Below are 26,263 nucleotides of genomic sequence, written 5' to 3'. Positions count from 1 at the left end.
ACAGAATACGATCGCCGCCGCACTGCCCTATTCGACGCCATCGACCTCTTACGTCAAATAGCATCTCACATCGCCCGCTGAACACGACCCCCGTCGGCAATTTCGTCCTACCGCCCACCACCCGGGCTACCAACCAAGCACTTGCTAGGTTAGAGTCTGAAGGCATGAGCAACGCCGTCATCCCTCCCCCGCTGGGGCCCGACGATCTCGGTCCCGACACCTCACCCGTCGCGTACGAGACCGGCGACGGGGTCGCCTACGTCACCCTGAACCGTCCCGAGTTCCGCAATGCGCAGAACTCGGTGATGACGTACTCGCTCGACGCCGCCTTCCGCAAGGCCGTCGACGACGCCGACGTCAAGGTGATCGTCCTGCGTGCGGCCGGCAAGCACTTCTCGGCCGGCCACGACATCGGCACCCCCGAGCGCGACTTCGACACCTTCTACCCGAACGTCGCGACGCTGCACTGGGACCACACCCGCGGCGACGGCCAGCCGCTGGACAGCAACCAGCGACTGGCTCGCGAGATCGAGGTCTACATGGGGATGTGCCGCCGCTGGCGGGAGATCCCGAAGCCGGTGATCGCGCAGGTCCACGGCGCCTGCATCGCGGGCGGGCTGATGCTGGCGTGGTCGGCCGACTTCATCGTCGCCTCCGACGACGCCTTCTTCTCCGACCCGGTGGCCCGCATGGGCATCCCGGGCGTCGAGTACTTCGCGCACGCCTACGTCCTCGGCGCCCGCCGCGCCAAGGAGATCCTCTTCACCGGAGCACGGTTCACCGCCGCGCAGGCCGAGGCCTGGGGCATGGTCAACCACGTGGTTCCGCGCGACGAGCTGGAAGCCAAGGTCGACGAGCTCGTCGCCCAGATGACGGCGATGCCGATGCAGGGACTGTTCCTGAGCAAGAAGGCCGTCAACATCTGCGAGGACCAGATGGGCATGCGCAACGCCATGGACTCGGTCTTCGGCTGGCACCACTACGCGCACGCCGCCAATGACGCCGACTCCGGCGACTCGCTCGGCGGGATGGACGCCAAGAGCATGAAGCAAGCCGCAGAGAAGGGTCAGGCCTGATGGATCTGTTGTTCGACGACGCCGCGCGCGCCTTCCGCGCCGAGGTCCGGGCCTGGCTGGCCGAGCACGTGCCGACCGAGCCGCTGCCCTCGATGGACACCGCGGAGGGCTTCGAGGCCCACCGCAAGTGGGAGGCGGAGATGGCCGCCGACCGGATGTCGGTGGTGAGCTGGCCGGAGGAGTTCGGCGGCCGCGACGAGCCGCTGCTGCACTGGCTGATCTTCGAAGAGGAGTACTACCGGTCCGGTGCGCCGGGACGGGTCAGCCAGAACGGCATCTTCCTGCTGGCGCCGACCCTGTTCGAGCACGCGAACCCGGAGCAGCTGGCGCGCATCATGCCGCGCATGGCGCGCGCCGACGACATCTGGGGTCAGGCGTGGAGCGAGCCGGAGGCCGGCTCCGACCTCGCGTCGCTGCGGTCGACCGCCACCCGCACCGAGGGCGGCTGGCTGCTCAACGGGCAGAAGACCTGGAGCTCGCGGTCGAGCTTCGCCGACTGGGGCTTCGGGCTGTTCCGCACCGACCCGGAGCAGGCCCGCCACAAGGGCATCACCTACTTCATGTTCGACCTGAAGGCGCCCGGCGTCACCGTGCGGCCGATCGCCCAGCTCGACGGCGAGGCAGGTTTCGCCGAGCTGTTCCTCGAGGACGTCTTCGTGCCCGACGATCCCGCCGACCCGGCGAACTCGGGGGTCATCGGCGAGGTGAACAACGGCTGGAAGGTCGCGATGAGCACCGCGGCCAACGAGCGCGGACTGTCGCTGCGCTCGCCGGGCCGCTTCCTGGCCGCCACCGACCGCCTGGTGAAGCTGTGGAAGTCGGCGGGCGAACTGCCGTCGACCGCCGCGACCGACAAGGGTGTCGCCGACGCCTGGATCGGCGCCCGCGCCTACGAGCTGTCGACCTACCAGACGGTGAGCCGGCTGGCCGCCGGCGGACAGCTCGGCATGGAGTCGTCGATCAACAAGGTCTTCTGGTCGCAGTGGGACATCGCCGCCCACGAGACCGCCCTGGACCTGCAGGGCGCCGACGCCGAACTCGCCGATTCCTGGATGGACGGCTACCTCTTCTCGCTGTCGGGCCCGATCTACGCCGGCACCAACGAGATTCAGCGAAATGTGATCGCCGAGCGACTCCTCGGCCTGCCCCGCGGAGACCGATAGCCATGGACTTTCTGCTCAACGACATCCACACCGACCTGGCCGCGACCGTCGCGGCGATCGGCGAGAAGGCCGGCGGCTCGACGATCGCCCGCTCCTGGTCCGAAGGCGACCGCGCCCCCGCGCTGGCCGTCTACCGGCAGCTCGCCGACGCCGGCATCACCGGCCTGATCGTCGACGACGCGCTCGGCGGCTCGGGCGCCGGCGCCACCGAGATGGTGGTCGCCGCCGAACAGGTCGGGCGCTTCGCACTGCCCGGACCGGTGGCCGAGACCCTGGCCGCCGTCCCCGCCGCGCTGGCGGCCGCCGGTGCCGGCGACGCCCTCGAGGCACTGCTCGGCGGGCGACCGGCGACGATCGCCGCCGCCGACACCGCGTTCCGTGCCGCGGCCCCAACTGACGCCGACGTCTACCTGCTGCGCGAGGGCACGCTCAGGGCCGCCTCGGTGACCGCCGAACACGAGTCGGTGGACCCGACCCGTACCGTCGCCGAGGTCGCCGCAGGCACTGCGCTGGGATCGGCCGACGAGGCCGCCGTCGCACGCTTCGGCACGCTCGCCACCGCCGCGGAGCTGATCGGTCTCGGCTCGGCGATGCTCGATCTGGCGTCCGAATACGCCAAGTCGCGCAAGCAGTTCAATCGGGCGATCGGCTCGTACCAGGCGGTGAAGCACCACCTGGCCGACGTCGCGATCGCGATCGAGATGGCCCGCCCGCTGGTGCACGGCGCCGCCGTCGGGCTCGACGGGCAGGCCCCCGAGGAGACGAACGTGGCCCGCGACGTGTCGGCTGCCAAGGTCGCCGCCGCCGATGCCGCCTACCTCGCCTCGCGTCGCAGCCTGCAGGTCCTCGGGGCGATCGGTTACACCGCCGAACACGACCTGTCGCTGTACCTGACCAAGACGCGCGCCCTGGTCTCGGCGTGGGGCACCCCCGCCGTGCACCGCGCCCGGATTCTGGAGACGCTGTGACCGCACCGGACAACACCACCCCGGAGCCGATCAGCGCCGAAGACCGGGCGGCGCTGGCCGAGTCGATCCGCGACGTGCTGCGGCGCCGATCCGATTCGGCCGCGGTCCGAACGGCGATCGAATCCCCCGGCCGCATCGACCGCAGCCTGTGGGAGACGCTGTGCGGCGAGATCGGCGTCGCCGCCCTCGCGGTGCCCGAGGAGCACGACGGGGCGGGTGCGACCCTGGCCGAGACGGCGCTGGCCGTCGAAGAAGTCGGCGCCACGCTCTCGCCGGTCCCGGTGTTCTCCTCGGCCGTCCTCGCGGTCGGCGCGGTGCTCGCCTCCGGCGACGCCGAGGCCGCGGCCCGACTGCTGCCCGGGCTCGCCTCGGGCGAGCGGATCGGCGCCCTGTGCTGGGCCGGCCCGTCGGGCTGGTCCACCCCCGGGGTGACCGCCGAGGCCGGGCTGCTCAGCGGCACCGCCGAGTACGTGATCGACGGCGAGTCTGCCGATGTCTTCCTGGTGATCGCCGGCCGCCCCGGCGACCCGGACGGCCCGCAGACCCTGCACGAGGTGGATGCCCGGGCCGAGGGCGTCACCGTGACCCCGCTGCCACTGCTCGACCCGACTCGGGCGCTGGCCCGCGTTCATTTCGACGAGGTCTCCTCGACCACGATCACCTCGCCGGCGGCGATCGCCGAGCACGTTCGCGCTCTGGCCTGGGCGATGCTGTCGGCCGAGCAGGTCGGCGGCGCCGCCCGCGCGCTCGCGCTGACGGTCGAGTACACCTCCACCCGCAAGCAGTTCGGTCGCACCCTCGCGTCGTTCCAGGCGCTCAAGCACGCGATGGCGAACATGTACGTCTCGGTGGAGGCCATGCGGTCGATGTCGGCCGCGGCGATCGACGCGCTGATCCACCGGCGCGCCGACGCCGCCGAGCTGGCCGCCGCCGCCCACGCGTACTGCTCCGAGCAGTACATGGCGGTGACCGGGGAGGCGATCCAGCTCCACGGCGGGGTCGGGATCACCTGGGAGTACGACATCGGGATGTACTTCAAGCGCGCTCAGGCCGACGCCCAGCTGTTCGGTCAACCGCACCAGGCGCTGGCCCGCATCAGCCTGTAGCAGCGCCGTCGTTCCATATAAGACTGCAGTTCGGTGCCACCTGCTGGTGGCACCGAACCGCAGTCTCATGCGAAGGTCAGCACGATCAGCGCCGCGTTCAGCACGACGATCGCGACGGCCGCGACGGCCGAGCCCCAGCGGAGCCAGGGACCGTCGGCGAAGGCGCCCATCATGGCGCGGTTCGCGGTGTACCGACGCAGCGGAATGATCGCGAACGGGATGCCGAAGCTGAGCACCACCTGCGAGATCACCAGCGACATCGTCGGATCGACGCCCGCGGCCAGGATGACGACCGCCGGGATAAGGGTCACCGACCGCCGCACCAGGAGCGGGATCTGCTTGCGGAGCAGTCCGCCCATGATCGCACTGCCTGCGTACGCGCCGACCGAGGTGGAGGCGATGCCCGAGGCGAGCAGCCCGATCGCGAAGACCGCGGCCACCACCGGACCGAGGGCCTCGCGGACGGCGGCGTGCGCGCCCTCGATGCTGTCGGTGCCCTCGTGTCCGTACAGGCTCGACGCCGCGAGCACCAGCAGCGCGATGTTGACGGTGCCCGCCACGACCAGCGCGACGACGACGTCGACCCGCGTCACCGCCAGCAGCTTGCGCGTCCGACGTTCGCTCTTCGGTGCGCCGTGCCGATCGATCATCAGCGAGGAGTGCAGGTAGATCGCGTGCGGCATCACCGTCGCGCCGAGCATCGATGCGGCCAGCAGTACGGTCTCGGTGCCCGCCAGTCGCGGGACCATGCCGTTGACGATGCCGCCGGCGTCGGGCGGGTTCACCAGCAGCCCGGCCAGGAACCCCAGGACGATGATCGCCAGCAGGGCGAGGATGACGAACTCGAACTGCCGCTGTCGTTGCCTCCCGGCGAGCATGAGCAGGGCCATCGAGACGACGCCGACGATGACGCCGCCGACCGGCAGCGGCAGTCTGAACAGCAGGTTCAACGCGATGGCGCCGCCGATGACCTCGGCGATGTCGGTGGCGCCCGCCACGAGTTCGGCCTGCCCCCAGAACAGCAGTCGAGACCGGCGCGGGAGTCGCTCGCCGAGAGTCTGCGGCAGTGACTTGCCGGTCACCGCGCCGAGTTTGGCCGATTGGTACTGCACCATCACCGCCATCACGTTGGCGACGACCAGGACCCAGACCAGCAGGTATCCGTACTTGGCGCCCGCGGTGATGTTGGCGGCGACGTTGCCGGGATCGACGTAGGCGATGGCGGCGACGAATGCCGGACCCATCAGTCCGGCGACGCGCGCCCACCCCGATTTTCGCACCGCTTGAAGCATGACCAACGATAGGCAGAAGACAAAGTTTCGGTCAACCGAAACTGGGTATGAGGTAAGTCATCAATCGCGCCGGATGCCGCTGAGTGGACCTGTCGTGCCGCCGGCCCTCGATGTGTAGTACCCACAAGGGAGACGTTTCATCACCGAAGGGACCCCGCCATGACCGACTCCACCGCCCGGCCGTTCTCAGTCGACGCGGGCGGCACGGTCCTGCGCGGCGATCACTGGCCCGCCTCGACGACCGGCGCCGCGACCGTTCCCGCGCTGCTGCTGCACGGCGGCGGGCAGACCCGGCATTCGTGGGATCGCACGGCGGCCGCCCTCGCCGCCCGCGGCCGCGACGTGTACACTCTGGACGCCCGCGGGCACGGCGACACCGACTGGGCGGCCGACGGCGAGTACGGGCTCGAGGCCTTCGTCGCCGACCTGCGCTGCACGCTGGGTGCCCTGCCTGCGCGGCCGGTGATCATCGGCGCCTCGCTCGGCGGCATCACCGGACTGTGCACCGTCGGCGAGGACCCGTCGGTCGCCGCCGCACTCGTCATGGTCGACGTGGTGGTGAACGTGGAACAGAAGGGCATCGATCGGATCAAGGCGTTCATGACCGATCACGTCGACGGCTTCGACAGCCTCGACGACGTGGCCGACGCCGTCGCCGCCTACAACCCGGAGCGCAGGCGACCGAAGAACCTCGACGGCCTGCGCAAGAACGTCCGCCTGCGCGAGGACGGTCGCTGGTACTGGCACTGGGATCCGGCGTTCATCACCTCGGGCGAGGGCGACGAGCCCCGCAGACACACCGATCCGGAGCGGCTGGCGGCCGCCGCGCGCACGGTCACCGTGCCGACGCTGGTGGTCCGCGGCGGCAAGTCCGACGTCGTCAGCGACGCGGGCATCGCCGACATGAAAGAGCTGGTCCCGCATGCGGAGATCGCCGACGTCTCCGGCGCCGGACACATGGTCGCCGGCGACGACAACGAGGTCTTCGCCGCGGCGATCGAGGCCTTCCTGGAACGGCACGCGCTGTAGTCGAATGGCCCCAGGCTGAGCCCCCAAGGCTCACGGGGTCTCGATACGCGGCCTCCGCTTCGCTCCGGTCGCTACTCGACCACCCTAAGAAAAGAACGCCCCCAAGGCAGCACGCAAACAAGCCCAGGCCGGTCGAGCAGCACGCGAACAACCCCAGGCCGGTCGAGTAGCCCGCGAACAAAGTGAGCGAGCGTATCGAGACCCGGTCTCACGAGGCCTCGATACGCGGCCTCCGCTTCGCTCCGGTCGCTACTCGACCACCCTAAGAAAAGAACGCCCCCAAGGCAGCACGCAAACAAGCCCAGGCCGGTCGAGCAGCACGCGAACGACCCCAGGCCGGTCGAGTAGCCCGCGAACGAAGTGAGCGAGCGTATCGAGACCCGCTCAGGAGAAGGCGGCGCGCACCTGCTCGACGGTCAGCCCGTAATCGTCCAGGGCGTACCGGTGCACGGGCCGCCGGTCGCCCGACCGGGACTGCTCGTCGAGGGCGACCATCGCCGCACGGGCGCCGTCGGTGAAGTCGGCGCCGATCGCGTCGTACACGCGTTGCACGGTCCCGAACGGGTCCGACCGCAGGTCGTCGAAGTCGACGTCGACGAACTGCGCCGGATCGTATTTGCTGCGCGCCTGCGAGAACTCCCGCAGCCCGCGCGACCAGAGATCGAGTTGGGTGCGGCCGATCCGCTCGCCGGTGAAGGCCGTCGAGTAGCCCTCGGTGGCGTGTTCGGCGAGGCTGCACATGGACGCGATGATGGTCTCCGGCGCGCGATGGGTCTGCACCACGATCGCGTCCGGATACACCGCCATCAGCGCGTCGAGCGCGAACAGGTGGCTCGGGTTCTTGAGCACCCAGCGCTTGCCCGGATCGTTCGCGCCGATGAGCTGCAGGTTGCGCCGGTGCCGCTCATACGCCGGGGTCCAGTCCTGTTCGGCCAGCCACTCCGAATAGGTGGGGATGTGCGCGAGCGACTCGTACGAGATCGACATCAGCGACTGCCGCAGCAGCTGCCAGCACTCCTCCACCTCCCCTGCGCTCATGTAGTGCAGACCCATGAACTCCGGGTTCTCGACGTGATGCCGGGACAGCCCGGCGTCGATCTGGCGGTACACCGGATTGTCGGCCCACTCCTCACGCGGCGGGCGGGGCTGAGGGAACTCCGTCAGCCACATCTCCAAGCCCTGGTGAGCGGGGTCGGCGGCCAGCAGTCGGTGCAGGGCGGTGGTACCGGTGCGCGGCAGGCCGGTCACGAACACCGGACGCGTGATCTCGATGTCGGCGCTGCCGGGATTGTTCTTCCAGCCGGCCTCGCTGAGCAGCCGGGCGATCAACGCCCCCTTGAGGAAGTACCGGAACATCTTGCTGCCCGCAGGCGTCAGCTCGGCCTCGCGCGCATACGAGTCGAGCAGCACGCGCAGACCGTCGAGATAGTCGGTGTCGCCGAAATCGTCGAGCCCGACGGTCCGGGCCGCGGAGGCGTGCAGTTCGTCGACCTCGCCGACCGAGGTCCGATCGCCTGCTTCAGTCATGGTATTCACCGCAGTTCACGTCGAGGGTGTGCCCGGTGATCGCCCGAGCCATGTCGGAGGCCAGGAACAGGACCGCGTCGGCGATCTCGTCCGGCTCGGGAAGGCGTTTGAGGTCGCTGCGCGCGGCGGTCTGCTCGTAGACCTGCTCGGCGGTGATCCCGTACTTCTCGGCGACCTGCCCGAAGTACCACTTGAGCTGGTCGTCCCAGATGTAGCCGGGAGCGACGCTGTTGACGCGGATTCCGGCGCCGCCGAGTTCGGTGGCCAGGGTCTGCGACATCGCCAGCAGCGCCGACTTGGCGATCTTGTAGCTGCCGTAGCGTGGCTCGGAGTGCCGGATCACCATCGAATTGATGTTGACGATCGCCCCCTGCACCTCGCTCAGCGTCGGCGTGAACGCCTTGATGACACGCAGCGTGCCGAGCACGGTCAAGTCCAGGCTCGAGCTGATCTGCTCGAAGTCGGTGCGGCCCAGCGGCTTCATGGAAGGTACCGAGAAGGCGTTGTTCACCAGCACGTCGGCCCGACCGAACTCGGCGACGGTCCGCTCCACGAGGGCGGCGACGGCCGCGTCGTCGGTGATGTCGGTGGCCACGGTCAGCGCCTGCCCGCCGGCGTCGCGGATCTGCGCCGCGATCTCGTCGAGCCGCGATTGAGTGCGCGCGGCGAGCACCACCTCCGCCCCCTCCGCCGCGGCCCGCAGGCACACGGCGCGGCCGAGTGCGGGGCCGACTCCGGAGACGACCACCACCTTGTCGTCGAGCAGTCCGGTCATGGCGATCTCCCTGATGTGTGAGTGTCCTGAAGTCAGCCGAGCATCCGGGCCGCGAAGGCCCGCTGTCGCACGGCGATCCGATCGGCCCAACCCGCGGCGTCGATGCGGTTGTCGGTGAAGTACGGCAGATGCGCCGGGACGTCGGCGTCGTCGACGACCACCGCCGTCGGCCCCTGCGCGGGGTCCACCGGCTCGTCGATGCGCTGCCACCGGAACTGCAGGATGCCGCGACGGCGCCCGGTGGTCTCGATCCAGTTCGCGACACCCGGATCGTTCGCGGCGATCACCATGCGGATCATGCCGTCGGGATCGGTCTGGGCCTGCGCCGAGTTGAGTGAGGTCTGGTGGTTCACGTAGTCGAGCGAGATGTACCACATGCTGCCGAGTTGGAAGCCCTGATACGGCGCCGACGACCGCGGCACCGTCACCACCATCGCCTTGCCCGCGGGCAGATCGAAATGCCCCACCGACGAGTACTGCGTCGACAGTCCGCCCGGCGTGCTGCGCGGCGCGGTGAAGGTGTTGACCGGCTCGTCGAGGTAGAACCACTTCGGGAAGTTGAACCACGTGTTGATGCGGGCGGTCAGCATCTTGGCCGCGATCGCATACCGCTTGGCCATCCGCTCGGCGGTGAGTTCGGCGGGCGCGGTGCCGACGGTGTCGACGCGCTCGATGGTGATCGAGCCCTTGGCCTGCGCGGCCCAGTCGCTGTACACCTCGCGGACGGCCAGCATGGAGGCCCCCTCACCGAGGACGAAGTAGTCCTCGCGCGGTTCGGCGAGCTCCGGGCCGAAGGTGATCTCGAAGGAGCCGTCGGCCGCGACCCGGATGCGCCGGTCGTCGAAGGCGCCGTCGCCGCCGGGCACGTCGGTCGGCGTGTAGTCGCCGCGCAGCACCTGGAAGCTCAAGTCGACGGTGGATCCGCGCACCCCGCGCACCACGTACGTGGCGGCCGGGTCGACGGTCGCGTGATAGTAGAGGGTGTCCGGGTTGTCCAGGCCCATCTTGGCGTACGGGCCGGTGGAGGTGACGAAGTACGGGTGCGTCCGGTCGTGGGCGCGCGCCAACTGCAGGATCGCCGAGATGCTGCCGGACAGGTAGTCGAGGCCCTCGGCGAGGTCGGCGCCCGTCTCGATGAAGTCGGCCCCGACCACCATCGCCTCGGCCCGCCCGATCGCCTCGCTGAACGGTGCGGTGAAGCCACCGGAGGCGGACCGATCGGTGAGCGATCGATCCGCCTGCGATGGAGTCTCGCCGGGTCGGCCGGCTACAGCCATGTGTCGCCGCCGTTCCAGGTGAGGAAGTTGTCGAGCTCGGCCTGCACGGGTGTCACGCGCGGGTGCTCGGTCGAGAGGTAGCCGCCCCGGTAGAACAGCAGCGGCTTGTCCTGCAGGACCTCCCCGAGGGTCAGCGCCCGGCCGATCACCACCCAGTGGTCGCCGCCGTCGCTGACCGAATCCACCGAGCACTCCACCCAGGTGAGGTTGTTGCGGAGCACCGGCAGGCCGGCGGGCGACGGATCCCAGCGGACCGACTTGAACTTGTCCGAGCCGGGGGCGCCGAAGACGGCGCTGACGTCCTGCTGCCGGTTGGAGAGCACGTTGACGCAGAACTGACCGCGGGCCTCGATCACCGGCCAGGTGCGCGAGGTCTTCTGCGGGCAGAACAGGACCAGCGGCGGATCCAGCGACAGCGCCGCGAACGACTGGCAGGCGAAACCGACCGGGTTCTCGTCCGCGTCGAGGGTCGTGATGACCGTGACCCCCGTACAGAACTGACCCATCGCGGTGCGGAACTGCCGGGAATCGAAGTCGTCGGTCCCGTACGGGGAATGCGGTGCCATGTTCGTCAGCCCTTCATGCCGATCGTGAAGTCGTGACCCCACAGACTCACTGCGGTCGACTCACGTGCGATCCATTCATTGTCGTCGACCTGCCGTCCCTCGCAGCCGAACTCGACATCGAAGCCGCCCGGGGTCTTCATGTAGAACGACAGCATCAGGTCGTTGACGTGCCGACCCAGCGTCGCCGACATCGGCACCTTCTTGCGCAGCGCACGGTCGTGGGCGAGGCCGACGTCGTCGGAGTTCTCCACCTCGACCATCAGGTGCACGATGCCGGTACTGTTCGGGATCGGCAGGAACGCCAGCGAATGGTGGCGCGGGTTGCAGCCGAAGAAGCGCAGCCACGCCGGCTCCTCGCCCTCCTGGCGTCCGACGACCTGCGGAGGCAGCCGCATCGAATCGCGGAGCCGGAAGCCGAGGACGTCGCGGTAGAAGGCCAGGGCCTTCGCGTCGTCGGTGGTGGTCAGGACGACGTGGCCCAGGCCCTGTTCGCCGGTGACGAAGCTGTGCCCGTACGGGCTCACCACGCGACGGTGCTGCAGCGCCACGCCGTGGAAGGCCTCCAGGACGTTGCCGTCGGGGTCGGCGAAGACGATCAGCTCGTCGACGCGACGATCGGCGAGCTCGTCGGCGGTGCCTTCGCGGTACTCGACTCCGGCCGCGGCGAGCCGGTCGCGGACCTCCTGCAGACCGGCGGCGGTCGCGCACTCCCAGCCGGAGCAGGCGAGGTGGTCGCGGTCGGACGGGACGATCACCAGGCGCGCCGGAAAGTCGTCCATCCGCAGGTAGAGCGCGCCCGGAATGGTCCCGGAGCCCTCCACCATGCCGAGGACCTTGAGTCCGTACTCGCGCCACGCATCCATGTCGGTGGCGTCGATTCGCATGTAACCGAGAGACCGGATGGGGCTCAGGGCTTCAGACATCTGCTTGTTCCTCGTTCTCTTCGCTGTTCTCGATACAGAAGGTCGGGGTCGGGCGGGGCTTCGCCCACTACATTCGCTCGGGTCGACGGTGCCGGTCACCATGTCCGCTCAGCCAGTGGGACATCGGTCGCCCCACCGGCAGGTCAGGGGCGACGGCCGGCGGCCGTCGCCCCTGGCCCCTTAGACCATCGTGTCGCCGATCGGGATGCCGAACTCGCCGTTGCCGAAGGCCACGTACGCGCGCTCGGCGTCGTTGGCGGCGTGAACGCGGCCGGCGTGGGCGTCGCGCCAGAACCGCTGGATCGGGGTGCCGTTCTCCAGGGCGTGCGCGCCGGAGTTCTCGAAGAGCAGGTCGATCGAGTCGATGGCGCGGGCGGTGGCGCGGACCTGGTCGCGGCGGGCGGCCAGACGCAGTTCCATCGGCACCTGCTCGCCGGCGACGATCAGGTCGTACTCGGCCTGCAGGTTGCCCGACAACTGACGCCAGGCGGCGTCGATGTCGCTGGCGGCCTCGGCGAGGCGGACCTTGGCGAACGGATCGTCCTTGGCCTTCTCACCGGCGTAGGCGGCGCGCACGCGCTTGCCCTGGTGTTCGACGTGCGCGTCGTACGCGCCGTAGGCCATGCCGACGATCGGGGTCGAGATGGTGGTCGGGTGGATGGTTCCCCACGGCATCTTGTAGACCGGTGCGGTGTTGCGCTCCAGGCCGGGGGCCTCGCCCATGCTCATGGTCCGGAAGCTGAGCATCCGGTGCGACGGAACGAAGACGTCCTTGACCTCGATGGTGTTGGAGCCGGTGCCGCGCAGGCCGACCACGTTCCACACGTCCTTGATGTGGTAGTCGCTGCGCGGGATCAGGAAGCTGACGAAGTCGACGGGCTTGCCGTTCTTGATGACCGGTCCGCCGACGACGACCCAGTTGGCGATGTCGCAGCCGGACGACCACGCCCACGAACCGTTGACCTTGTAGCCGCCTTCGACGACCTCGCCCATGCCCATCGGAGCGTACGACGAGGAGATCCGGACGTTGGTGTCCTCGCCCCAGACGTCTTCCTGCGCCTGCTGCGAGAACAGTGCGAGGTGCCAGTTGTGGACGCCGACGATGCCCGCGACCCAGCCGGTGGAACCGCAGGCGGTGGCCAGTCGGCGGACGGCCTCGTAGAAGGTGACCGGGTCGGTCTGGTAGCCGCCCCACTGCTCGGGCTGAAGGAGCTTGAAGAAGCCCGTCGCAGCGACCAGGTCGGCGACGTCGTCGGGGATGCGGCGGGCATCCTCGGTCGACTGAGCGCGCTGCGCCAGATCGGGCAGCAGGGCGTCGATCTTATCGAGAACCTGCTGCGCTGCTTCGCTCCGCTGTGGTGCCATGAGGGTCACTCCTGTTCGTGTCGTCGTCGACTTTCGACTAATACTAGAACACGTTCTCGTTCTAAACTAGAACACGTTCTCATTTTGCCTGAAACGTGTTCTAATATCGATGTGAACGGGCGCACGCCCGACAAGACACCGACGAGGGAGTCAAGACGATGACTGACACCGGAATCCGGGAGATCGACACCGGTACGCCCCCGACGCGGTTCGCGCGCGGATGGCACTGCATCGGACTGGTCGACGAGTACAACGACGGCGAGACGCATTCGCTGGAGATCTTCGGAACCAAGCTGGTGGTGTGGGCCGACCGCAAGGGCGACATCCACACCCTCGACGCCTACTGCCGCCACATGGGCGCCGACCTGTCGATGGGCACCGTGAAGGGCGACAACGTCGCGTGCGCCTTCCACGGCTGGGAATGGAACGGCAAGGGCCGCTGCGCCGACGTGCCGTACGCCAAGCGCCACCCCAAGCTGGCCAAGACCCGCACCTGGCCGACCATGGTCCGCAACGGACAGGTCTTCGTCTACAACGACCCCGAGGGCAACCCGCCGGCCGAGGACATCGTCATCCCCGAGCTCGCCGAATTCGGCACCGACGAGTGGACCGGCTGGACCTGGAACAAGATCGTGATCGAGGGCTCCAACTGCCGCGAGATCATCGACAACGTGGTCGACATGGCCCACTTCTTCTACGTGCACTACGCCCTGCCGGACTACTTCAAGAACGTCTTCGAGGGTGAGACCGCGGCGCAGTACATGAACAGCCACGGCCGTCCGGACGTGGGCATCTCGACCGCCTACGGCGACACCCGGCTGGAGTCGATCGCCGCCTACTACGGTCCCTCGTACATGCTGAACCCGATGGTGCAGTACTACGGCAAGTACTCGGTCGAGACGATCCTGACCAACTGCCACTACCCGATCGACTCGAACTCGTTCGTGCTGATGTTCGGCGTCATGGCGAAGATCCCCGAGGGCCTCTCGCCGGAGCAGGCCGACGGCATGGTCAAGACCATCACCAAGGGCGTCGAGGTCGGCTTCATGCAGGACGTCGCGATCTGGAAGCGGAAGACCCGCATCGACAACCCGCTCCTGGTGGAGGAGGACGGCCCGGTCTACCAGCTGCGCCGCTGGTACGAGCAGTTCTACGTCGACGCCGCCGACGTCACCGAGGAGATGTCGGGCCGGTACGAGTACGAGATCGACACCACCAAGGCACTGGAGTCCTGGACCAAGGAGGTCGAGGAGAACATGCGGATCAAGGCGGAGAAGGAAGCCGCCGAGGGCGCCAAGGGCGCGTCGGTCTGATGACTCGCGCCGATGAACGCGGCACGGCGGGGTCCGACTGGGCCAAGGCCCCGCAGTGGGCGCACGACCCCGCCCGCGCCGCGGCCATCGCCGAGGCGACCGCCCGCGACCGCAGGCACTACCTGGCCGGCGGGATGTCCGAGATCGAGTGTCGCAGCTGCCACGCCCGGGTGCTGGTGAAGAAGACCAGCCCGCATCACACCAGCGTCCAGTGGAACGACGAGGCGTTGGCCACCTGCACGCGCATCGCCGAGATCCGTGACGCGGGCGGCAATGCCGCGCTGCTGCCCACCTGCCCGCGCCTGTCGGCGAGCATCGATCACGGTGTCGCCGAGGGCCTCATCCCCCGCGAGTCTCCCGGCGAGGACCCCGACGGCTACTGGTGACTGCTTACCGAAACGTCCCCGTGACGGCGACTGCCGGACAGATCGTCCGGCAAGCCGACTCACGGGGACGTTTCCGTCTGCAGCGCCGGATCAGTTGACGCAGGGGACGGCGCTGCCGTTCGACACCGCGGCACCCGAATCCGGCGCGGTCGGTTCGACGGCCATCGACGTGGAATCGACCGGCGAACCGCCGGCTGATGTCTCCGTCGGGGAGGTGCTGGTCGGCGGAGGCGTCGCCTTCATGCCGAACGCGCGCTGCACGCGCGCACGGATCGCCGCCGGATCGATGATGTTGACGTCCTGGCCGTCGAAGGTGTCGTATCGGACCACCGGCAGCGTGCTGAAGGTGATCCGCTGGTCGGACACGGTGCCCATCTCCTGCGCCCAGTCGACCAGGTTCCACCCCGATGACAGGACCACGTTGCGCTGCGCGACGTCGACCAGTCCGTTGATCTTGTCCAGACTGGTGAAGGTCCCGGCATCGCGCAGTTGATTGAGCACCGACAGCAGGAACGCCTGCTGCCGGTGGGTGCGATCGAGATCGCCGTTGTCGAGTCCGTGACGCTGACGGACGAAGGCCAATGCCTGCTTGGCATTCAGCGTCTGCTCACCGGCCTTGAAGCGGGCACCCGAATAGCGGTCCGACACCGCATGATTGAGACAGACCTTCACCCCGCCCAGGGCCTTGGCGAGATCGTAGAAGCCGAACAGGCTCACCTCGGCGAAGCGGTCGATCGGCACACCGGTGAGATCGCGGACCGTCGCGATCGTCTGCGCCCGACCGGCCTCTCGGCCGCGACGCTCCAACTCCTTCGGGTCGGTGACGCCCTCGTTCTGCAGCTCGGTCTCGGTCTGGGCCTTCTTGCGGCCGTACGCCTCCTTGATCTTGGCCTGCGAGACATCCAGTCCCTGCATCCGGACGAGGTCGTCGCGCGGTATGGAGAAGGCGACGATGTTCTTCCGGTCGGCGGGGATGTGCACCAGGATCATCGTGTTCGTGTTGTAGCCGCCGTCGCTGCTGTCGCCCGCGTGCAGCTGCTTGAGAATGTCCTCGGGCAGAGCCTGACCGTCGAGATCCTTGCGGGTGTCCAGCCCCATCAGCAGGACGTTCTCGGCGCCGCCCGTCGAGTGGGGGGCGTCGGCCCCCAGCGCTCCGGACATGGTGAAACCGTCGACGAGGTGGTTCGTCTCGGCCCAGGTCAGTCCCGCCACCGCGAGCGCCGCACACGATGCCAGCACCACACCCGCGCGGGCGGCGCGCAGCGCACTGGTCGTCGGCCGGATCCGTCGGGCGCCGGCGCGACGGTCGGTCGACGGTGCCGCCGACTGCGACGCGGCGACCGCCCGGTCCCTCGACATCCGTTCGGGGCGCGGATCATGGGAGCGCGGCGGGTGCGGGTCGCCCGAACGCGGCGGGCGCGGATCGTGCGCATGCGGGGCCCGACCACGGGACGCGGACGGGTCGTGCCCGTGGCGGCGCCGCGTCGGCTCGACCTCCCACTGCGGCACGTAGTGCCCCTCGGCGACCCGCCGTCGAACCACATCGCCGGCGGTGAGCCGCACCGCTGATGTCTCCGGTCGCCGCCGCACTCAACCACCTCGTTCACCGTTCGCCCATGGCGGGTCCACGGCGCAGGCACCCAGTGTCCGCTGGCAACCTGAGGGCTTGCTGAATCTGCCGGACGGTAGCGTCACCGATGCCCATCTCCACCGAATTGCCTGGTCAGTGACGTTCGACGCGGAATCTGCGACCTGGAACGATGGTGGCGTGCCGATCCCCGAGCTCTCGTTCACGACGGCGCTGACGTCCTGGCAGTTCGCCCCGGCGTCGACGGTCCTGGTCTGCGTCACCGCCGCCCTCTATGCGGCGGGCGCTCGGCGTACCTCAATCGGCCGAGCCAGTCGGACCTCGTTCCTGATCGGGTGCGGCACCTGGTTCGTCGCCGCGAACGGCTTCACCGCGGTCTACGGCGAAGTGCTGTTCTGGGTCCGCGCACTGCAGTTCGTTCTCCTGGTCCCGCTGACCGGGTTCCTGCTCGCCGCCGGTCGGCCGGTGTCGGTTCTGGCCTCCCAGCGGTGGGCGCGCCGACCGCTGGTCCGGTGGGGCCGACGACCCATCGCCCGCCTGCTGCTGTCACCGCCGGCGACCGCCGCTCTGATGCTGGTGACACCGTGGCTGCTGTTCCTGACGCCCTGGTACCGCGCGACGGTCTCCGACTCCGTCGTCGACGATCTGACCGGAGTCCTGCTGGTGTTCGTCGGCGCCGTCTACTTCTACGCGCGCCTGCAGGTCGACCCGGTACCGCGGCATCGTCACGCCGGTCTGTCGTTGCTCATCGCCACCGCCGAAACCCTCGGGGACGGCGTCCTCGGCGTGATCCTGTGGCAGGGCGGCGTGCTCGGCGAGGTGGTTCGCCAGGCCACCCAACGCGATTGGGGCCCGTCGGCGCGGACCGATCAGACCATCGGCGCCGGCGTCCTCTGGGTGCTCGGCGACGCGGTCGGGCTGCCCTTCCTGATGTACCTCTTCTCACGATGGCGCACCGACGACGAGCGGACCGCCGATCGGACCGATCACGATTCGGCGCCCGCGGGTCCCGAATCGCCGGTCACCGAACGTCCCTGGTTCCTGGACGACCCCGACCTCACCGACCGCTTTCGTCACCGCTGACCCAGACGACACGTTTTCCGTACGAACGGTCGACACGGCCGCCCCGGATGATCGAGAATCGAAGACGACGTCCATACACCGAAGATCCGCCCTCCACGGAAGCGAGAACGTCATGCCCGCCTACACTCCAGCCCCGGGCGCCCCCGCCTGGTTCGACCTGATGTCCAGCGACGCCGACCGCGCCGCTGAGTTCTACGGCGCCGTCTTCGGCTGGTCAACCGAAGAGCCCGCCGCCGAGTTCGGCGGCTACCGCAACTTCGTCGCGGGCGGGTCCCGCGTCGCCGGGCTGATGCCGATGGCCGAATCGGCGGACGGCCCCACGAACGTCTGGGCCGTCTACTTCGACAGCGAAGACGCCGCCGCCACCGCCACCGCCGTCACGGCTGCGGGCGGCGCCGTCCTGGTACCGCCGATGGCCGTCGGCGAGATGGGCACGATGGCGGTGTTCGCGGACCCGGCGGGCGGTGTCTTCGGGATCTGGCAGAAGGGCACCCATCCCGGTTTCGTCGAACGCGGCGAGGTCGGCACCCCGTACTGGTTCGACGAGATGTCGATGGACTACGAGAAGTCGACCGCCTTCTACCCCGAGGTCTTCCCGTGGGAGCTCGACGAGATCGGCGGCGGCGACGAAGGACCGGCGCGCTACTCGCAGGTGATGGTCGGTACCGGCGCCGACCGCGAGGGAACCGCCGGCATCATGGATGCGGCCGGGATGATGGGCGAGGGACATCCCTCGTTCTGGCAGGTGTACATCACCGTCGCCGACGTCGACGCCACGCTGGCGCAGGTCACCGAACTCGGCGGCGAGATCCTGATGCCCGGCGAAGACACCCCGTACGGACGCCTCGCCTCGTTCAAGGACCCGTTGGGCGCCGCCATCTGCATCGCCACGCCGCCGCCGGGCAGGTGACGAACCGGCCCGTTCGGCGCGGGCGGAGGTTACGGTCGGGCCATGACTGACGACACGGGCCCGAGCTGGGTCGAACGCGGCGCCGACTGGGCCTCGCAGGGTGAGATCTTCGATCGCATCCTGGCGCCGGCGGCCGACGCGATCATCGAGCGCGCCGCCGTGCGGGGTCGCGTGCTCGACGTCGGCTGCGGGACCGGCGCCCTGCTCGAGGCGACCGGTCGCCGCGGGCGCTTCGGCGACCGGCATCGACATCTCCCCCGGCATGGTCGAGGTGGCCGCCCGGCGCGTGCCGCAGGCGGCGACGGTGGTGGCCGACGCCCAGACCGCCGATCTGACCGATGTCGCAGGCCCCGGCTTCGACCGGTTCGTCTCCCGGTTCGGCGTCATGTTCTTCGACGATCCGGTCGCCGCCTTCGCGAACCTGCGCCGATTCGCCGCGCCCGCAGCCGGCATGACCTTCGTCTGCTGGCGGTCCGGGCGCCGCAATGCGATGTTCACCCTCGGCACCCGGACCCTCGAGTCGGCGCTCGCCGCGCCCCCGACCCGGCCCGCTCCGGGCGATCCGGGGCCGCTCGCCTTCGACGACGCCGACCGGCTGCGCGGCATCCTGTCCGACGCCGGCTGGTCGGGCGTCGGCATCGAGCCCTTCGAGTTCACCAGCGTGTACGCGACCCCGGCCGTCGACGGCGGTCGCACCGACGGGGTCGACGAGCGGCTCGCCGTCATCCTCGCCACCAGTACCGGCGCCGAGGTGGAGCAGCAGGTGCGGGCCCGCTCGGGTGCCGCAGGCTGGACCGACCTGCTCGGCCGGATCCGTGACGACATCCGCGGCAGCATGGTCGACGGGGTCGTCGCCCATCCGAACTACTGCTGGATGGTCACGGCACGGGCGCGGTGACCGCCGCCGCCGGTCGTCGTGAGCTCCGCACTCGAGCGGCCGACCATGCGCTCGCGTCTCACCCAGCGGGACGGACCGGCCGCGTTCGCCGCTTCGCACCGCATACTTTCTGTAGGAACGTGTTCTAGTTTAGGCTGGGCTGCAACACGTTCTATTTTTGCGCGAGGGCGCGGAAGGCAAGACCGAAGGGAAGCAGATGACTGCAGAGGGTACGGACGCGGCAGGCATTGACGCACAGGACGCCGGCACCGAAACGGTCGACGTCGTCGTGGTCGGTGCGGGTGGAGCGGGCCTGGCGGCCGCGCTGACCGCCGCCAGCAAGGGGCTCAAGACCGTCCTGATCGAGAAGTCGCCGTACTGGGGCGGTTCCACCTCCCGCTCGGGCGGCGGCGTGTGGATTCCGAACAACTCGGTGCTGCGGCGCGACGGCGTCGTGGACACTCCCGAGCAGGCCCGGAAGTACGCGCACGCCATCATCGGCGAGCACGCGCCCGCGGAGCGGATCGACACCTACATCAACCGCGGTCCGGAAGCGCTCGACTACCTGATCGAGCACTCGCCGCTGGCCCTGGAATGGGTCAAGGGCTACTCCGACTACTACCCGGAGGCCCCCGGCGGCCTGGTCGGCGGCCGCTCGGTGGAGCCGAAGCCCTTCGACGCCCGCGTGCTCGGCGACGATCTGGCCACCCTGCATCCGCAGTACACGAAGGCGCCGCTCAACATGGTGGTGCTGCAGAGCGACTACAAGTGGATGAACGTCGGCCTGCGCCACTGGCGCGGCGCGGCGAAGATGGCCAAGGTCGCCGCCCGCTTCACCTGGTCCAAGGCTCGCAACAAGAAGATGATCGCGATGGGCGCCGCCCTGGCCGCCGAACTGCTGATCGGCTGCCGCCAGGCCGGGGTCGACATCCGCCTGAGCACTCCGCTGAACAGCCTGGTCACCGAGGACGGCAAGGTCGTCGGCGTCCGCGCGGGCGGCGAGGGCGACGAGCGCGTGATCCGCGCCCGCTACGGCGTCATCCTGGGCAGCGGCGGCTTCGAGCACAACGCCGACATGCGCGCCGAGTACCAGCGCGCCCCGATCGGCACCGAGTGGACCACCGGCGCGCCGTCGAACACCGGCGACGGCATCCGCGCCGCCCAGGAGGTCGGCGCCGACGTCTCGCTGATGGACGACGCCTGGTGGGGTCCGACGATCCCGCTGCCCAAGGGCCCGTGGTTCGCGCTGTCCGAGCGCAACGTCCCCGGCACCTTCATGGTCAATCAGCAGGGCGAGCGCTTCATGAACGAGTCCCTCCCCTACGTCGAGGCGGGCCACCGGATGTACGGCGGCGACTTCGGCCAGGGCGAGGGCGAGGGCGCCAACATCCCGGCGTGGCTGGTGATGGACCAGCGGTGCCGCAACCGCTACCTGTTCGCCGGCCTGCCCGCCCGCCAGCCGATCCCGAAGAGCTGGCTGTCGTCGGGTGCCGTCGTGAAGGCCGGCACCATCACCGAGCTCGCGGAGAAGATGGGGGTTCCGGTCGACACGCTGGTCGCCACCACCGAACGCTTCAACGGTTTCGCACGCAGCGGCGTCGACGCCGACTTCCAGCGCGGCGTGAGCGGCTATGACAACTACTACGGCGATCCCACGAACAAGCCGAACCCCAACCTCGGCCCGGTCGACAAGGCGCCGTTCTACGCGGTCAAGATGGTCCCCGGCGACCTCGGCACCAAGGGCGGGGTCGACACCGACGTCGCCGGACGCGCGCTGCGCGCCGACGGCAGCGTCATCGACGGCCTGTACGCCTCGGGCAACACCAGCGCCCCGGTGATGGGCCACACCTACGCCGGCCCCGGTGCCACGATCGGACCGGCCGTCGTCTTCGGCTATCTGGCCGCCCTCGACGTCGTCGAGAAGGCCAAGAACGCCAACGTCTCTCACGCAGGAGCCTGAGCCATGCCCATCGATCCCTCAGTAGCCGTCGGCGCCGACCTCGGCGAGACCACCTTCTCGTGGACCCCGCGCGAGGTCGCCCTGTACAATCTGGCCGTCGGCGGTGCGCACGACCCGATGGACCTCGTCGGCCTGCAGTACATCGACGACGCCGCACCGAAGGTGCTGCCGTCGTTCGCGACGGTCGCGGCCACGTTCAACGCCACCGAGGCGCCCAAGGTGGTCTTCCCCGGCGTCGACATCGACCTGTCGAAGGTGGTGCACGGCGCACAGCAGATCCGGGTGCACCGGGCGCTGCCGGCCACCGGCACCGCGACCACCCGGACCCGCATCGCCGAGGTCCAGGACAAGGGCTCGGCCGCGGTCATCATCCAGGAGTCGGTGACCGTCGACGACGCGGGCGAGCCACTGTGGACCGCGCGGTCGTCGATCTTCGCCAAGGGTGAGGGCGGGTTCGGCGGCGAGCGCGGCTCGTCGACCAAGACGCCGCTGCCCGACCGCGCCGCCGATCATGAGATCCTGGTGCCGACGAGCCCGAATCAGGCTCTGCTGTACCGCCTTTGCGGTGACCGCAACCCGTTGCACAGCGACCCCGAATTCGCGTCACGCGCAGGCTTCCCGCGCCCGATTCTGCACGGGCTGTGCACCTACGGAAGCGTCTGCCGGGCCGTCGTCGACAGCGTTTTCGCCGGTGAGGTCGCTTCGGTCGCCGATTACGCTGTGAGCTTCGCCGGAGTTGTCTTCCCCGGGGAGACGCTGCGCGTGCGCGCCTGGGAAGATGGCGACCGACTGCTCGCGGCCACCACCGTCGTCGAACGCGACGACGCACCGGCCCTGGGCAACGTCGTGTTCATCAAATCCTGACTGAAAGGCCCGGCATGACCGCCTCTCTCGTTCCCCTGCTCGATGCCAACCGCGACGCCATGGCTTCGGACTTCGCCGAAGTCATCGACGCGGAGGTGAAGAAGCAGTCCGGCCTGTCCGGGACCGCGATCAAGGCCGCCTACGGCGCCGCTCAGAAGTTCAAGCCGGGCATCGTCGCGGTGGCCACCAGCAAGATGCTGCCGGAGTTCATGACGGCGCTGTCGCCGCTGTGGGACACCAAGCCGGCCGGAGCGTCGTTCGGCGACCATCTGACCGCCAACGGCGATCAGGCCGCCGAGGCCCTGCTCGCGGTCACCGACGGCCACGCCGACGGCGCGCCGGCAGTGCTGGCCAAGGCGTACAAGAGCATCCGCGGCAAGGCCAAGGGCTACGTCGTCGACGCACTCGGCCCGGTGGGCGGTGTCGTCGAGAAGTACGCCGGATAGGCGATGGGCGGGTCGAGCGCGGTCTGACCTCTCGGTCAGACCGCGCTCGTTGCTATCAGGAGCAGAACGGTCAGCACGCCCGCCAGCACGGCGACCATTGCGAGCAGGCGCCAGAGGTGGATGCGGCCCTGCCGGATCTCGCTGGACGATGTCAGGTGGTTCGAGGCCATGATGATCAACTTTCACTCGAGAGTGATCTGTTTCTCGTGTGACCAATGTGTCATAAGTTACAAAAGAAGGCGATGAACTGACGATGCGTGTCGGAAGTCGGGTGGGTGAAGTCTCCGGATTCTTCGGACGTTTACGGACAATGGCGACAACCGAGAAGATCCGGACCGGTTGGCTGATCCTGGTCGCATGTCTGGCGGTCAGCGTCGTGGTCGCGGCGATGGCCGCGCTCAACACCGCACTCCCCGACATCGCCCGGGCCACCGGAGCCACCACGGGCCAGATGACGTGGATCATCGACGGCTACACCCTCATCCTGGCGGCCCTGCTGCTGCCTGCCGGTGCGGTCGGCGACCGTGTCGGCCGCCGACCGGTCCTGATGGCAGGCCTGATCGTCTTCGGTGCGGGGTCCCTCGCCGCGGTGTGGGTGCAGACCCCGACCCAGCTCATCCTCACCCGACTGGTGGCCGGGATCGGTGCGGCGATGATCATGCCCGCCACCCTGTCGCTGATCACCGCGGGGGTTCCGCGGGAGAGGCGAGCGATCGCGATCAGCGTCTGGGCCGGCGTCGCCGGCGCGGGCGCCATCCTCGGCTTCTTCGTCACCGGCGTCCTGCTGAACTTCTTCCACTGGCATTCGGTCTTCATCACCTTCGCCGTCTCCTCCCTCGCGATCCTGCTGCTGACCTTCACCATCGGCAGCTCCAAGGACGACGACCCCGGTCGGTTCGACGTCATCGGCTCACTGACCTCGATGACGGCCATCGCCGGTGTGGTCTTCGGTCTGCTGGAGGCGCCCCACCGCGGATGGACCGATCCGCTGATCCTGGTCGCGCTGATCGGCGGCACAGTGCTGATCGCCGTGTTCATCGCGATCGAGAGGCGCCGCGCGTCGCCGCTGCTGGACGTGAACCTCTTCCGCAATCGTGCGTTCGCCGCAGGCTCGCTGTCGGTGGCTCTGCAGTTCCTGGCCTCCTTCGGCGTCTTCTACCTGGTGCTGCTGGAGCTGCAGTTGGTCTTCGGGTACTCCGCGCTCAAGTCCGCGGTGGCCCTGTTCCCGATGGTGATCGGGGTCGGCGTGTTCGCCATGTTCGGCAACTGGGTGGCCGTTCGGTTCGACTCGCTGCGGTTCGTGCTGGCGGTCGGGATCGCGATCGCCGCCGCGGGCGTGCTGGCGATCGGAATGGTCGACGCGGACGTCTACTGGAAGCTCGGGGTCATGCTCGGTGTGTGCGCCATCGGCATCGGCCTGGCGACGGCGCCGTCGACGACCGCCATCATGTCGAACACCCCGCTGGAGAATCAGGGGATCGGCTCCGCAGTCAACGACACCGCCCGCGAACTGGGCGCCGCCATCGGCATCGCGCTCGCCGGAAGTCTGCTGGCAGCCGGCTACGACAGCCGGATCGGTGCCACCGCCGACCTCGTCCACGATCAGCTCGCCACCGTCGATCCGTCGAGCGCCGAACAGGCCGCCGCCGGCGTCCGCAGTTCACTTGCCGGCGCCGTCGAGGTGGCCGATCGGCTGCCGCCGCAGGCCGAGGCGCTGACCGAGCAGATCAGGGCGGGCGCCGGTGCCGCGTTCCTGCCCCCGCTGCAGACCGCCTGCCTGGTGCTGGGGTCGATTCTGATGGCCGGAGCGGTGTTCCTCGGGTGGTTCGCGCCGCGCCGGGTGATCGACGACGCCGGCTCCGTCGTCGGCTGAGGCCCGGGCGACTGCGCCGAACGCCGACCGGTACGCCGCCCCAGGGTCCAGACTGGAGTCATGCGACTTCCCCTCCGCGGCTTCAGCGCGTCGCCGACCGGCTCCCCGATCGCCAGCTCGACCATCGCCGTCACCGGCGCCGCCCGCGGCATCGGACTGGCGATCGCCGCGGAACTGGCGGCGCGCGGAGCCCGCGTCGCGATCGGCGACGTCGACGCCGCCGCGGCGCGCGAGGCCGCCGACGCCCTGCCCGGACAGGTCGGCGGTTATCAGCTCGACGTGACCGACGAAGCCTCGTTCCAGGGCTTCCTCGACGCCGTCGCCGCCGACCTCGGGCCGATCGACGTGCTGGTCAACAATGCCGGCGTGATGTGGGTGGGCGCCTTCGACGTCGAGCCGCAGACGGCGACCGAACGGATGATCGCAGTCAATCTGCTCGGGGTGATCCGCGGGGTCCGCTTGGCGGCCCCGGTGATGCGCCGCCGTGGCCGCGGCCGGATCGTGACCGTGGCCTCGGTGTCGTCGCGGATCGCCGCGCCGGGCGAGTCGACCTACGCGGCGACGAAGCACGGCGTGCTCGGCTACCTGACGGGTGTACGCGAGGAACTGCGCGGCAGCGGGGTGAGGCTGTCTGCGGTGATGCCGTCGGTCGTCGACACCGAGCTCGCCGCCGGAACCGAGCCCGGTGCGATGAAGAAGCTGGCGCCGCGCGACGTCGCACTGGCGGTGGTCGCGGCGATCGAGACCGGCCGCTTCCACGTGTGGGTTCCCGGCCGACTGGGGCCGCTGGTCGCGATCTCCGGCATCCTGCCGCAGCGCGTCCGCGACCGCGCGCTGCGCCTGGCGGTACCCGATCAGGTGGCCGCGGTCGCCGGCTCGTCGCGGCGCGCGGCGTACGAGCGGACGCTCACCGATCCGGGCGAGCAGCGCAGCTGACCTCACTCACGCCGGGCGGCGTACACCTCGTCGTACCGGAGCTTGGCGCGGTCGGCGTTGTCCTGCTGACGCCTGGTCAGCGGTGAGTTGCCGAGACCGTGCTTCTGCAGTCGCAGCACCCGGTTCTGATTCATGTACGCGGCCGAGAAGATCAGCGCCAACAGCACGGCCAGGAGCACCATCAGCAGGCGGATCCAGACGGCGCCGTCGAACATGAAGTACATGGCCAGGTACAGCGGAGTGAAGCAGAACTGTGCCCGGATCAGATGCCGAATCGTCGCCGTCCGACCGGTCAGGTCGTGGCGAACCCACTCGTGCTTGCTTTCGGGAAGGGTGGCCCCGTACGAGTAGGCGATCCACTGGATCGGGTTGGGCCTGGCGCTCATGTCGAGAGACCTCCGATTTTCGATAGCGTGCTATTGAATATCGCACAACCGTCTGAGCGATTCAATCGTGTGCGATCCAATCGACGTAGAGTGAGTCCATGGCCACACTCGAAGGCAACCCGCTGCTGCTGGAACGACAGGTGTGCTTCGCGCTCGCGCTCGCCAACCGGTCGGTGCTGCGGGTGTACCGACGAATCCTGGAGCCGTTGGGGCTGACGCACCCGCAGTACCTGACCATGCTCGCCCTGTGGCAGCACGCGCCCCTGCCCGTCAAGGAGATCGGCCACCTGCTGCAACTCGATTCGGCGACCCTGTCGCCGATGCTCAAACGCCTGGAGGCCGACGGCTTCATCGAACGGCGCCGCAGCAGCGACGACGAGCGGAGCGTCGAGATCCACCTGACGCAGGCCGGCGTCGCCCTGCGCGAGCAGGCCCTGGCGATCCCCGGACAGGTGGTCGACGCCCTCGGCGGCGACCTGACCCTGCTCGAAGAACTCCACTCGGTGCTGATCAAGGTGAATCAGGCGGCCGTCGCGGCCAACGACTGACGGGTGCCGAGCGAGTGGTCGGGCCC

26 protein-coding genes are annotated in these 26,263 nt (G+C 69.2%); 16 read left to right on the top strand and 10 right to left on the bottom strand.

All coding sequences use genetic code 11. From position 1 onward, the window contains the following. The first annotated feature begins 164 nt into the window (after positions 1–164). From AAFO60_RS03800 to AAFO60_RS03785, 4 genes are read left to right on the top strand one after another with little or no spacing between them, the layout of a single operon-like run. On the top strand, positions 165–1,076 hold the full coding sequence (locus AAFO60_RS03800) for an enoyl-CoA hydratase (protein WP_347954835.1): 912 nt from the start codon (positions 165–167) through the stop codon (positions 1,074–1,076). After that, positions 1,076–2,239, top strand: a complete 1,164-nt coding sequence (locus AAFO60_RS03795) for an acyl-CoA dehydrogenase family protein (RefSeq protein WP_347954834.1) — start codon at positions 1,076–1,078, stop codon at positions 2,237–2,239. The genes AAFO60_RS03800 and AAFO60_RS03795 overlap by 1 nt, the downstream gene beginning before the upstream one ends. A gap of 2 nt (positions 2,240–2,241) precedes the next feature. Further along, positions 2,242–3,207, top strand: coding sequence for an acyl-CoA dehydrogenase family protein (locus AAFO60_RS03790; RefSeq protein ID WP_347954833.1), 966 nt, complete (start codon positions 2,242–2,244; stop codon positions 3,205–3,207). Continuing rightward, positions 3,204–4,313, top strand: coding sequence for an acyl-CoA dehydrogenase family protein (locus AAFO60_RS03785; RefSeq protein ID WP_347954832.1), 1,110 nt, complete (start codon positions 3,204–3,206; stop codon positions 4,311–4,313). Before AAFO60_RS03790 ends, AAFO60_RS03785 begins: the two co-directional genes overlap by 4 nt. A 65-nt stretch (positions 4,314–4,378) precedes the next feature. On the opposite strand, the gene AAFO60_RS03780 is transcribed toward AAFO60_RS03785, so the two are convergent. Further along, on the bottom strand, positions 4,379–5,605 hold the full coding sequence (locus AAFO60_RS03780; RefSeq protein WP_432211688.1) for an Nramp family divalent metal transporter: 1,227 nt from the start codon (positions 5,603–5,605) through the stop codon (positions 4,379–4,381). Between the two features lie 159 nt (positions 5,606–5,764). Between AAFO60_RS03780 and AAFO60_RS03775 the strand changes: the two genes are divergently transcribed. Beyond that, entirely contained in the window at positions 5,765–6,634 is an 870-nt protein-coding gene (locus AAFO60_RS03775; RefSeq protein WP_347954830.1) for an alpha/beta fold hydrolase, read from the top strand. 384 nt (positions 6,635–7,018) lie between these two features. Here AAFO60_RS03775 and AAFO60_RS03770 read toward each other — a convergent pair whose 3' ends face one another. The 6 genes from AAFO60_RS03770 to hsaA form a co-directional block, all read right to left on the bottom strand. Continuing rightward, positions 7,019–8,161, bottom strand: a complete 1,143-nt coding sequence (locus tag AAFO60_RS03770; protein WP_347954829.1) for a sulfotransferase family protein — start codon at positions 8,159–8,161, stop codon at positions 7,019–7,021. Further along, positions 8,154–8,936: an SDR family oxidoreductase gene (locus AAFO60_RS03765; protein ID WP_347954828.1), complete on the bottom strand. Its 783-nt coding sequence runs from the start codon at positions 8,934–8,936 to the stop codon at positions 8,154–8,156. Before AAFO60_RS03765 ends, AAFO60_RS03770 begins: the two co-directional genes overlap by 8 nt. A gap of 32 nt (positions 8,937–8,968) precedes the next feature. Then, on the bottom strand, positions 8,969–10,213 hold the full coding sequence (locus AAFO60_RS03760; RefSeq protein ID WP_347954827.1) for a hypothetical protein: 1,245 nt from the start codon (positions 10,211–10,213) through the stop codon (positions 8,969–8,971). Continuing rightward, on the bottom strand, positions 10,204–10,779 hold the full coding sequence (gene hsaB, locus AAFO60_RS03755; protein ID WP_347954826.1) for a 3-hydroxy-9,10-secoandrosta-1,3,5(10)-triene-9,17-dione monooxygenase reductase subunit: 576 nt from the start codon (positions 10,777–10,779) through the stop codon (positions 10,204–10,206). Before hsaB ends, AAFO60_RS03760 begins: the two co-directional genes overlap by 10 nt. Before the next feature lie 5 nt (positions 10,780–10,784). Further along, positions 10,785–11,702 (bottom strand): iron-dependent extradiol dioxygenase HsaC, encoded by a 918-nt coding sequence (gene hsaC / locus AAFO60_RS03750; RefSeq protein ID WP_347954825.1) that lies wholly within the window; start codon positions 11,700–11,702, stop codon positions 10,785–10,787. Between the two features lie 180 nt (positions 11,703–11,882). Further along, positions 11,883–13,067, bottom strand: a complete 1,185-nt coding sequence (hsaA, locus tag AAFO60_RS03745) for a 3-hydroxy-9,10-secoandrosta-1,3,5(10)-triene-9,17-dione monooxygenase oxygenase subunit (protein ID WP_347954824.1) — start codon at positions 13,065–13,067, stop codon at positions 11,883–11,885. Between the two features lie 158 nt (positions 13,068–13,225). Between hsaA and AAFO60_RS03740 the strand changes: the two genes are divergently transcribed. Both AAFO60_RS03740 and AAFO60_RS03735 read left to right on the top strand, forming a co-directional pair. Continuing rightward, positions 13,226–14,380 (top strand): Rieske 2Fe-2S domain-containing protein, encoded by a 1,155-nt coding sequence (locus AAFO60_RS03740; RefSeq protein ID WP_347954823.1) that lies wholly within the window; start codon positions 13,226–13,228, stop codon positions 14,378–14,380. Continuing rightward, positions 14,380–14,766, top strand: coding sequence for a hypothetical protein (locus AAFO60_RS03735; RefSeq protein WP_347954822.1), 387 nt, complete (start codon positions 14,380–14,382; stop codon positions 14,764–14,766). Before AAFO60_RS03740 ends, AAFO60_RS03735 begins: the two co-directional genes overlap by 1 nt. A gap of 90 nt (positions 14,767–14,856) precedes the next feature. Here AAFO60_RS03735 and AAFO60_RS03730 read toward each other — a convergent pair whose 3' ends face one another. Further along, positions 14,857–16,356, bottom strand: coding sequence for an LCP family protein (locus AAFO60_RS03730; protein ID WP_347954821.1), 1,500 nt, complete (start codon positions 16,354–16,356; stop codon positions 14,857–14,859). A gap of 178 nt (positions 16,357–16,534) precedes the next feature. Between AAFO60_RS03730 and AAFO60_RS03725 the strand changes: the two genes are divergently transcribed. From AAFO60_RS03725 to AAFO60_RS03700, 6 genes are all read left to right on the top strand, one after another. Continuing rightward, positions 16,535–17,437 carry a cytochrome c oxidase assembly protein gene (locus AAFO60_RS03725; protein ID WP_347954820.1) on the top strand — a complete coding sequence of 301 codons (903 nt, stop codon included), beginning with the start codon at positions 16,535–16,537 and terminating at the stop codon, positions 17,435–17,437. Between the two features lie 112 nt (positions 17,438–17,549). Next, the gene (locus AAFO60_RS03720) at positions 17,550–18,347 is read left to right on the top strand and encodes a VOC family protein (RefSeq protein ID WP_347954819.1); all 798 of its coding nucleotides are present in this window, start codon (positions 17,550–17,552) and stop codon (positions 18,345–18,347) included. 262 nt (positions 18,348–18,609) lie between these two features. Then, on the top strand, positions 18,610–19,245 hold the full coding sequence (locus tag AAFO60_RS03715; protein ID WP_347954818.1) for a methyltransferase type 11: 636 nt from the start codon (positions 18,610–18,612) through the stop codon (positions 19,243–19,245). 196 nt (positions 19,246–19,441) lie between these two features. Further along, positions 19,442–21,184 (top strand): 3-oxosteroid 1-dehydrogenase, encoded by a 1,743-nt coding sequence (gene kstD / locus AAFO60_RS03710; protein ID WP_347954817.1) that lies wholly within the window; start codon positions 19,442–19,444, stop codon positions 21,182–21,184. Between the two features lie 3 nt (positions 21,185–21,187). After that, the gene (locus AAFO60_RS03705) at positions 21,188–22,048 is read left to right on the top strand and encodes a MaoC/PaaZ C-terminal domain-containing protein (protein WP_347954816.1); all 861 of its coding nucleotides are present in this window, start codon (positions 21,188–21,190) and stop codon (positions 22,046–22,048) included. Between the two features lie 14 nt (positions 22,049–22,062). Further along, a complete protein-coding gene (locus AAFO60_RS03700) occupies positions 22,063–22,494 on the top strand; it encodes a DUF6918 family protein (RefSeq protein ID WP_347954815.1) in 432 nt (143 codons plus the stop codon). A 35-nt stretch (positions 22,495–22,529) separates the two neighbouring features. Here AAFO60_RS03700 and AAFO60_RS03695 read toward each other — a convergent pair whose 3' ends face one another. After that, positions 22,530–22,664, bottom strand: a complete 135-nt coding sequence (locus AAFO60_RS03695; RefSeq protein ID WP_347954814.1) for a hypothetical protein — start codon at positions 22,662–22,664, stop codon at positions 22,530–22,532. A 140-nt stretch (positions 22,665–22,804) separates the two neighbouring features. On the opposite strand from AAFO60_RS03695, the gene AAFO60_RS03690 reads away from it, so the two are divergent. After that, entirely contained in the window at positions 22,805–24,367 is a 1,563-nt protein-coding gene (locus tag AAFO60_RS03690) for an MFS transporter (protein ID WP_347954813.1), read from the top strand. 60 nt (positions 24,368–24,427) lie between these two features. After that, positions 24,428–25,303: an SDR family oxidoreductase gene (locus AAFO60_RS03685; RefSeq protein ID WP_347954812.1), complete on the top strand. Its 876-nt coding sequence runs from the start codon at positions 24,428–24,430 to the stop codon at positions 25,301–25,303. A 2-nt stretch (positions 25,304–25,305) separates the two neighbouring features. On the opposite strand, the gene AAFO60_RS03680 is transcribed toward AAFO60_RS03685, so the two are convergent. After that, entirely contained in the window at positions 25,306–25,689 is a 384-nt protein-coding gene (locus AAFO60_RS03680; protein ID WP_347954811.1) for a DUF5313 family protein, read from the bottom strand. 98 nt (positions 25,690–25,787) lie between these two features. Here AAFO60_RS03680 and AAFO60_RS03675 point away from each other — a divergent pair, with 98 nt between their 5' ends. Then, positions 25,788–26,237, top strand: coding sequence for a MarR family winged helix-turn-helix transcriptional regulator (locus AAFO60_RS03675; protein WP_347954810.1), 450 nt, complete (start codon positions 25,788–25,790; stop codon positions 26,235–26,237). Positions 26,238–26,263: the final 26 nt, after the last annotated feature.

This window comes from Gordonia aichiensis (genome assembly GCF_039946255.1).
Lineage (GTDB): Bacteria > Actinomycetota > Actinomycetes > Mycobacteriales > Mycobacteriaceae > Gordonia > Gordonia aichiensis_A.
Note: the sequence above shows the minus strand (reverse complement) of the source record. Positions and strands in the feature narration are given on the sequence as shown.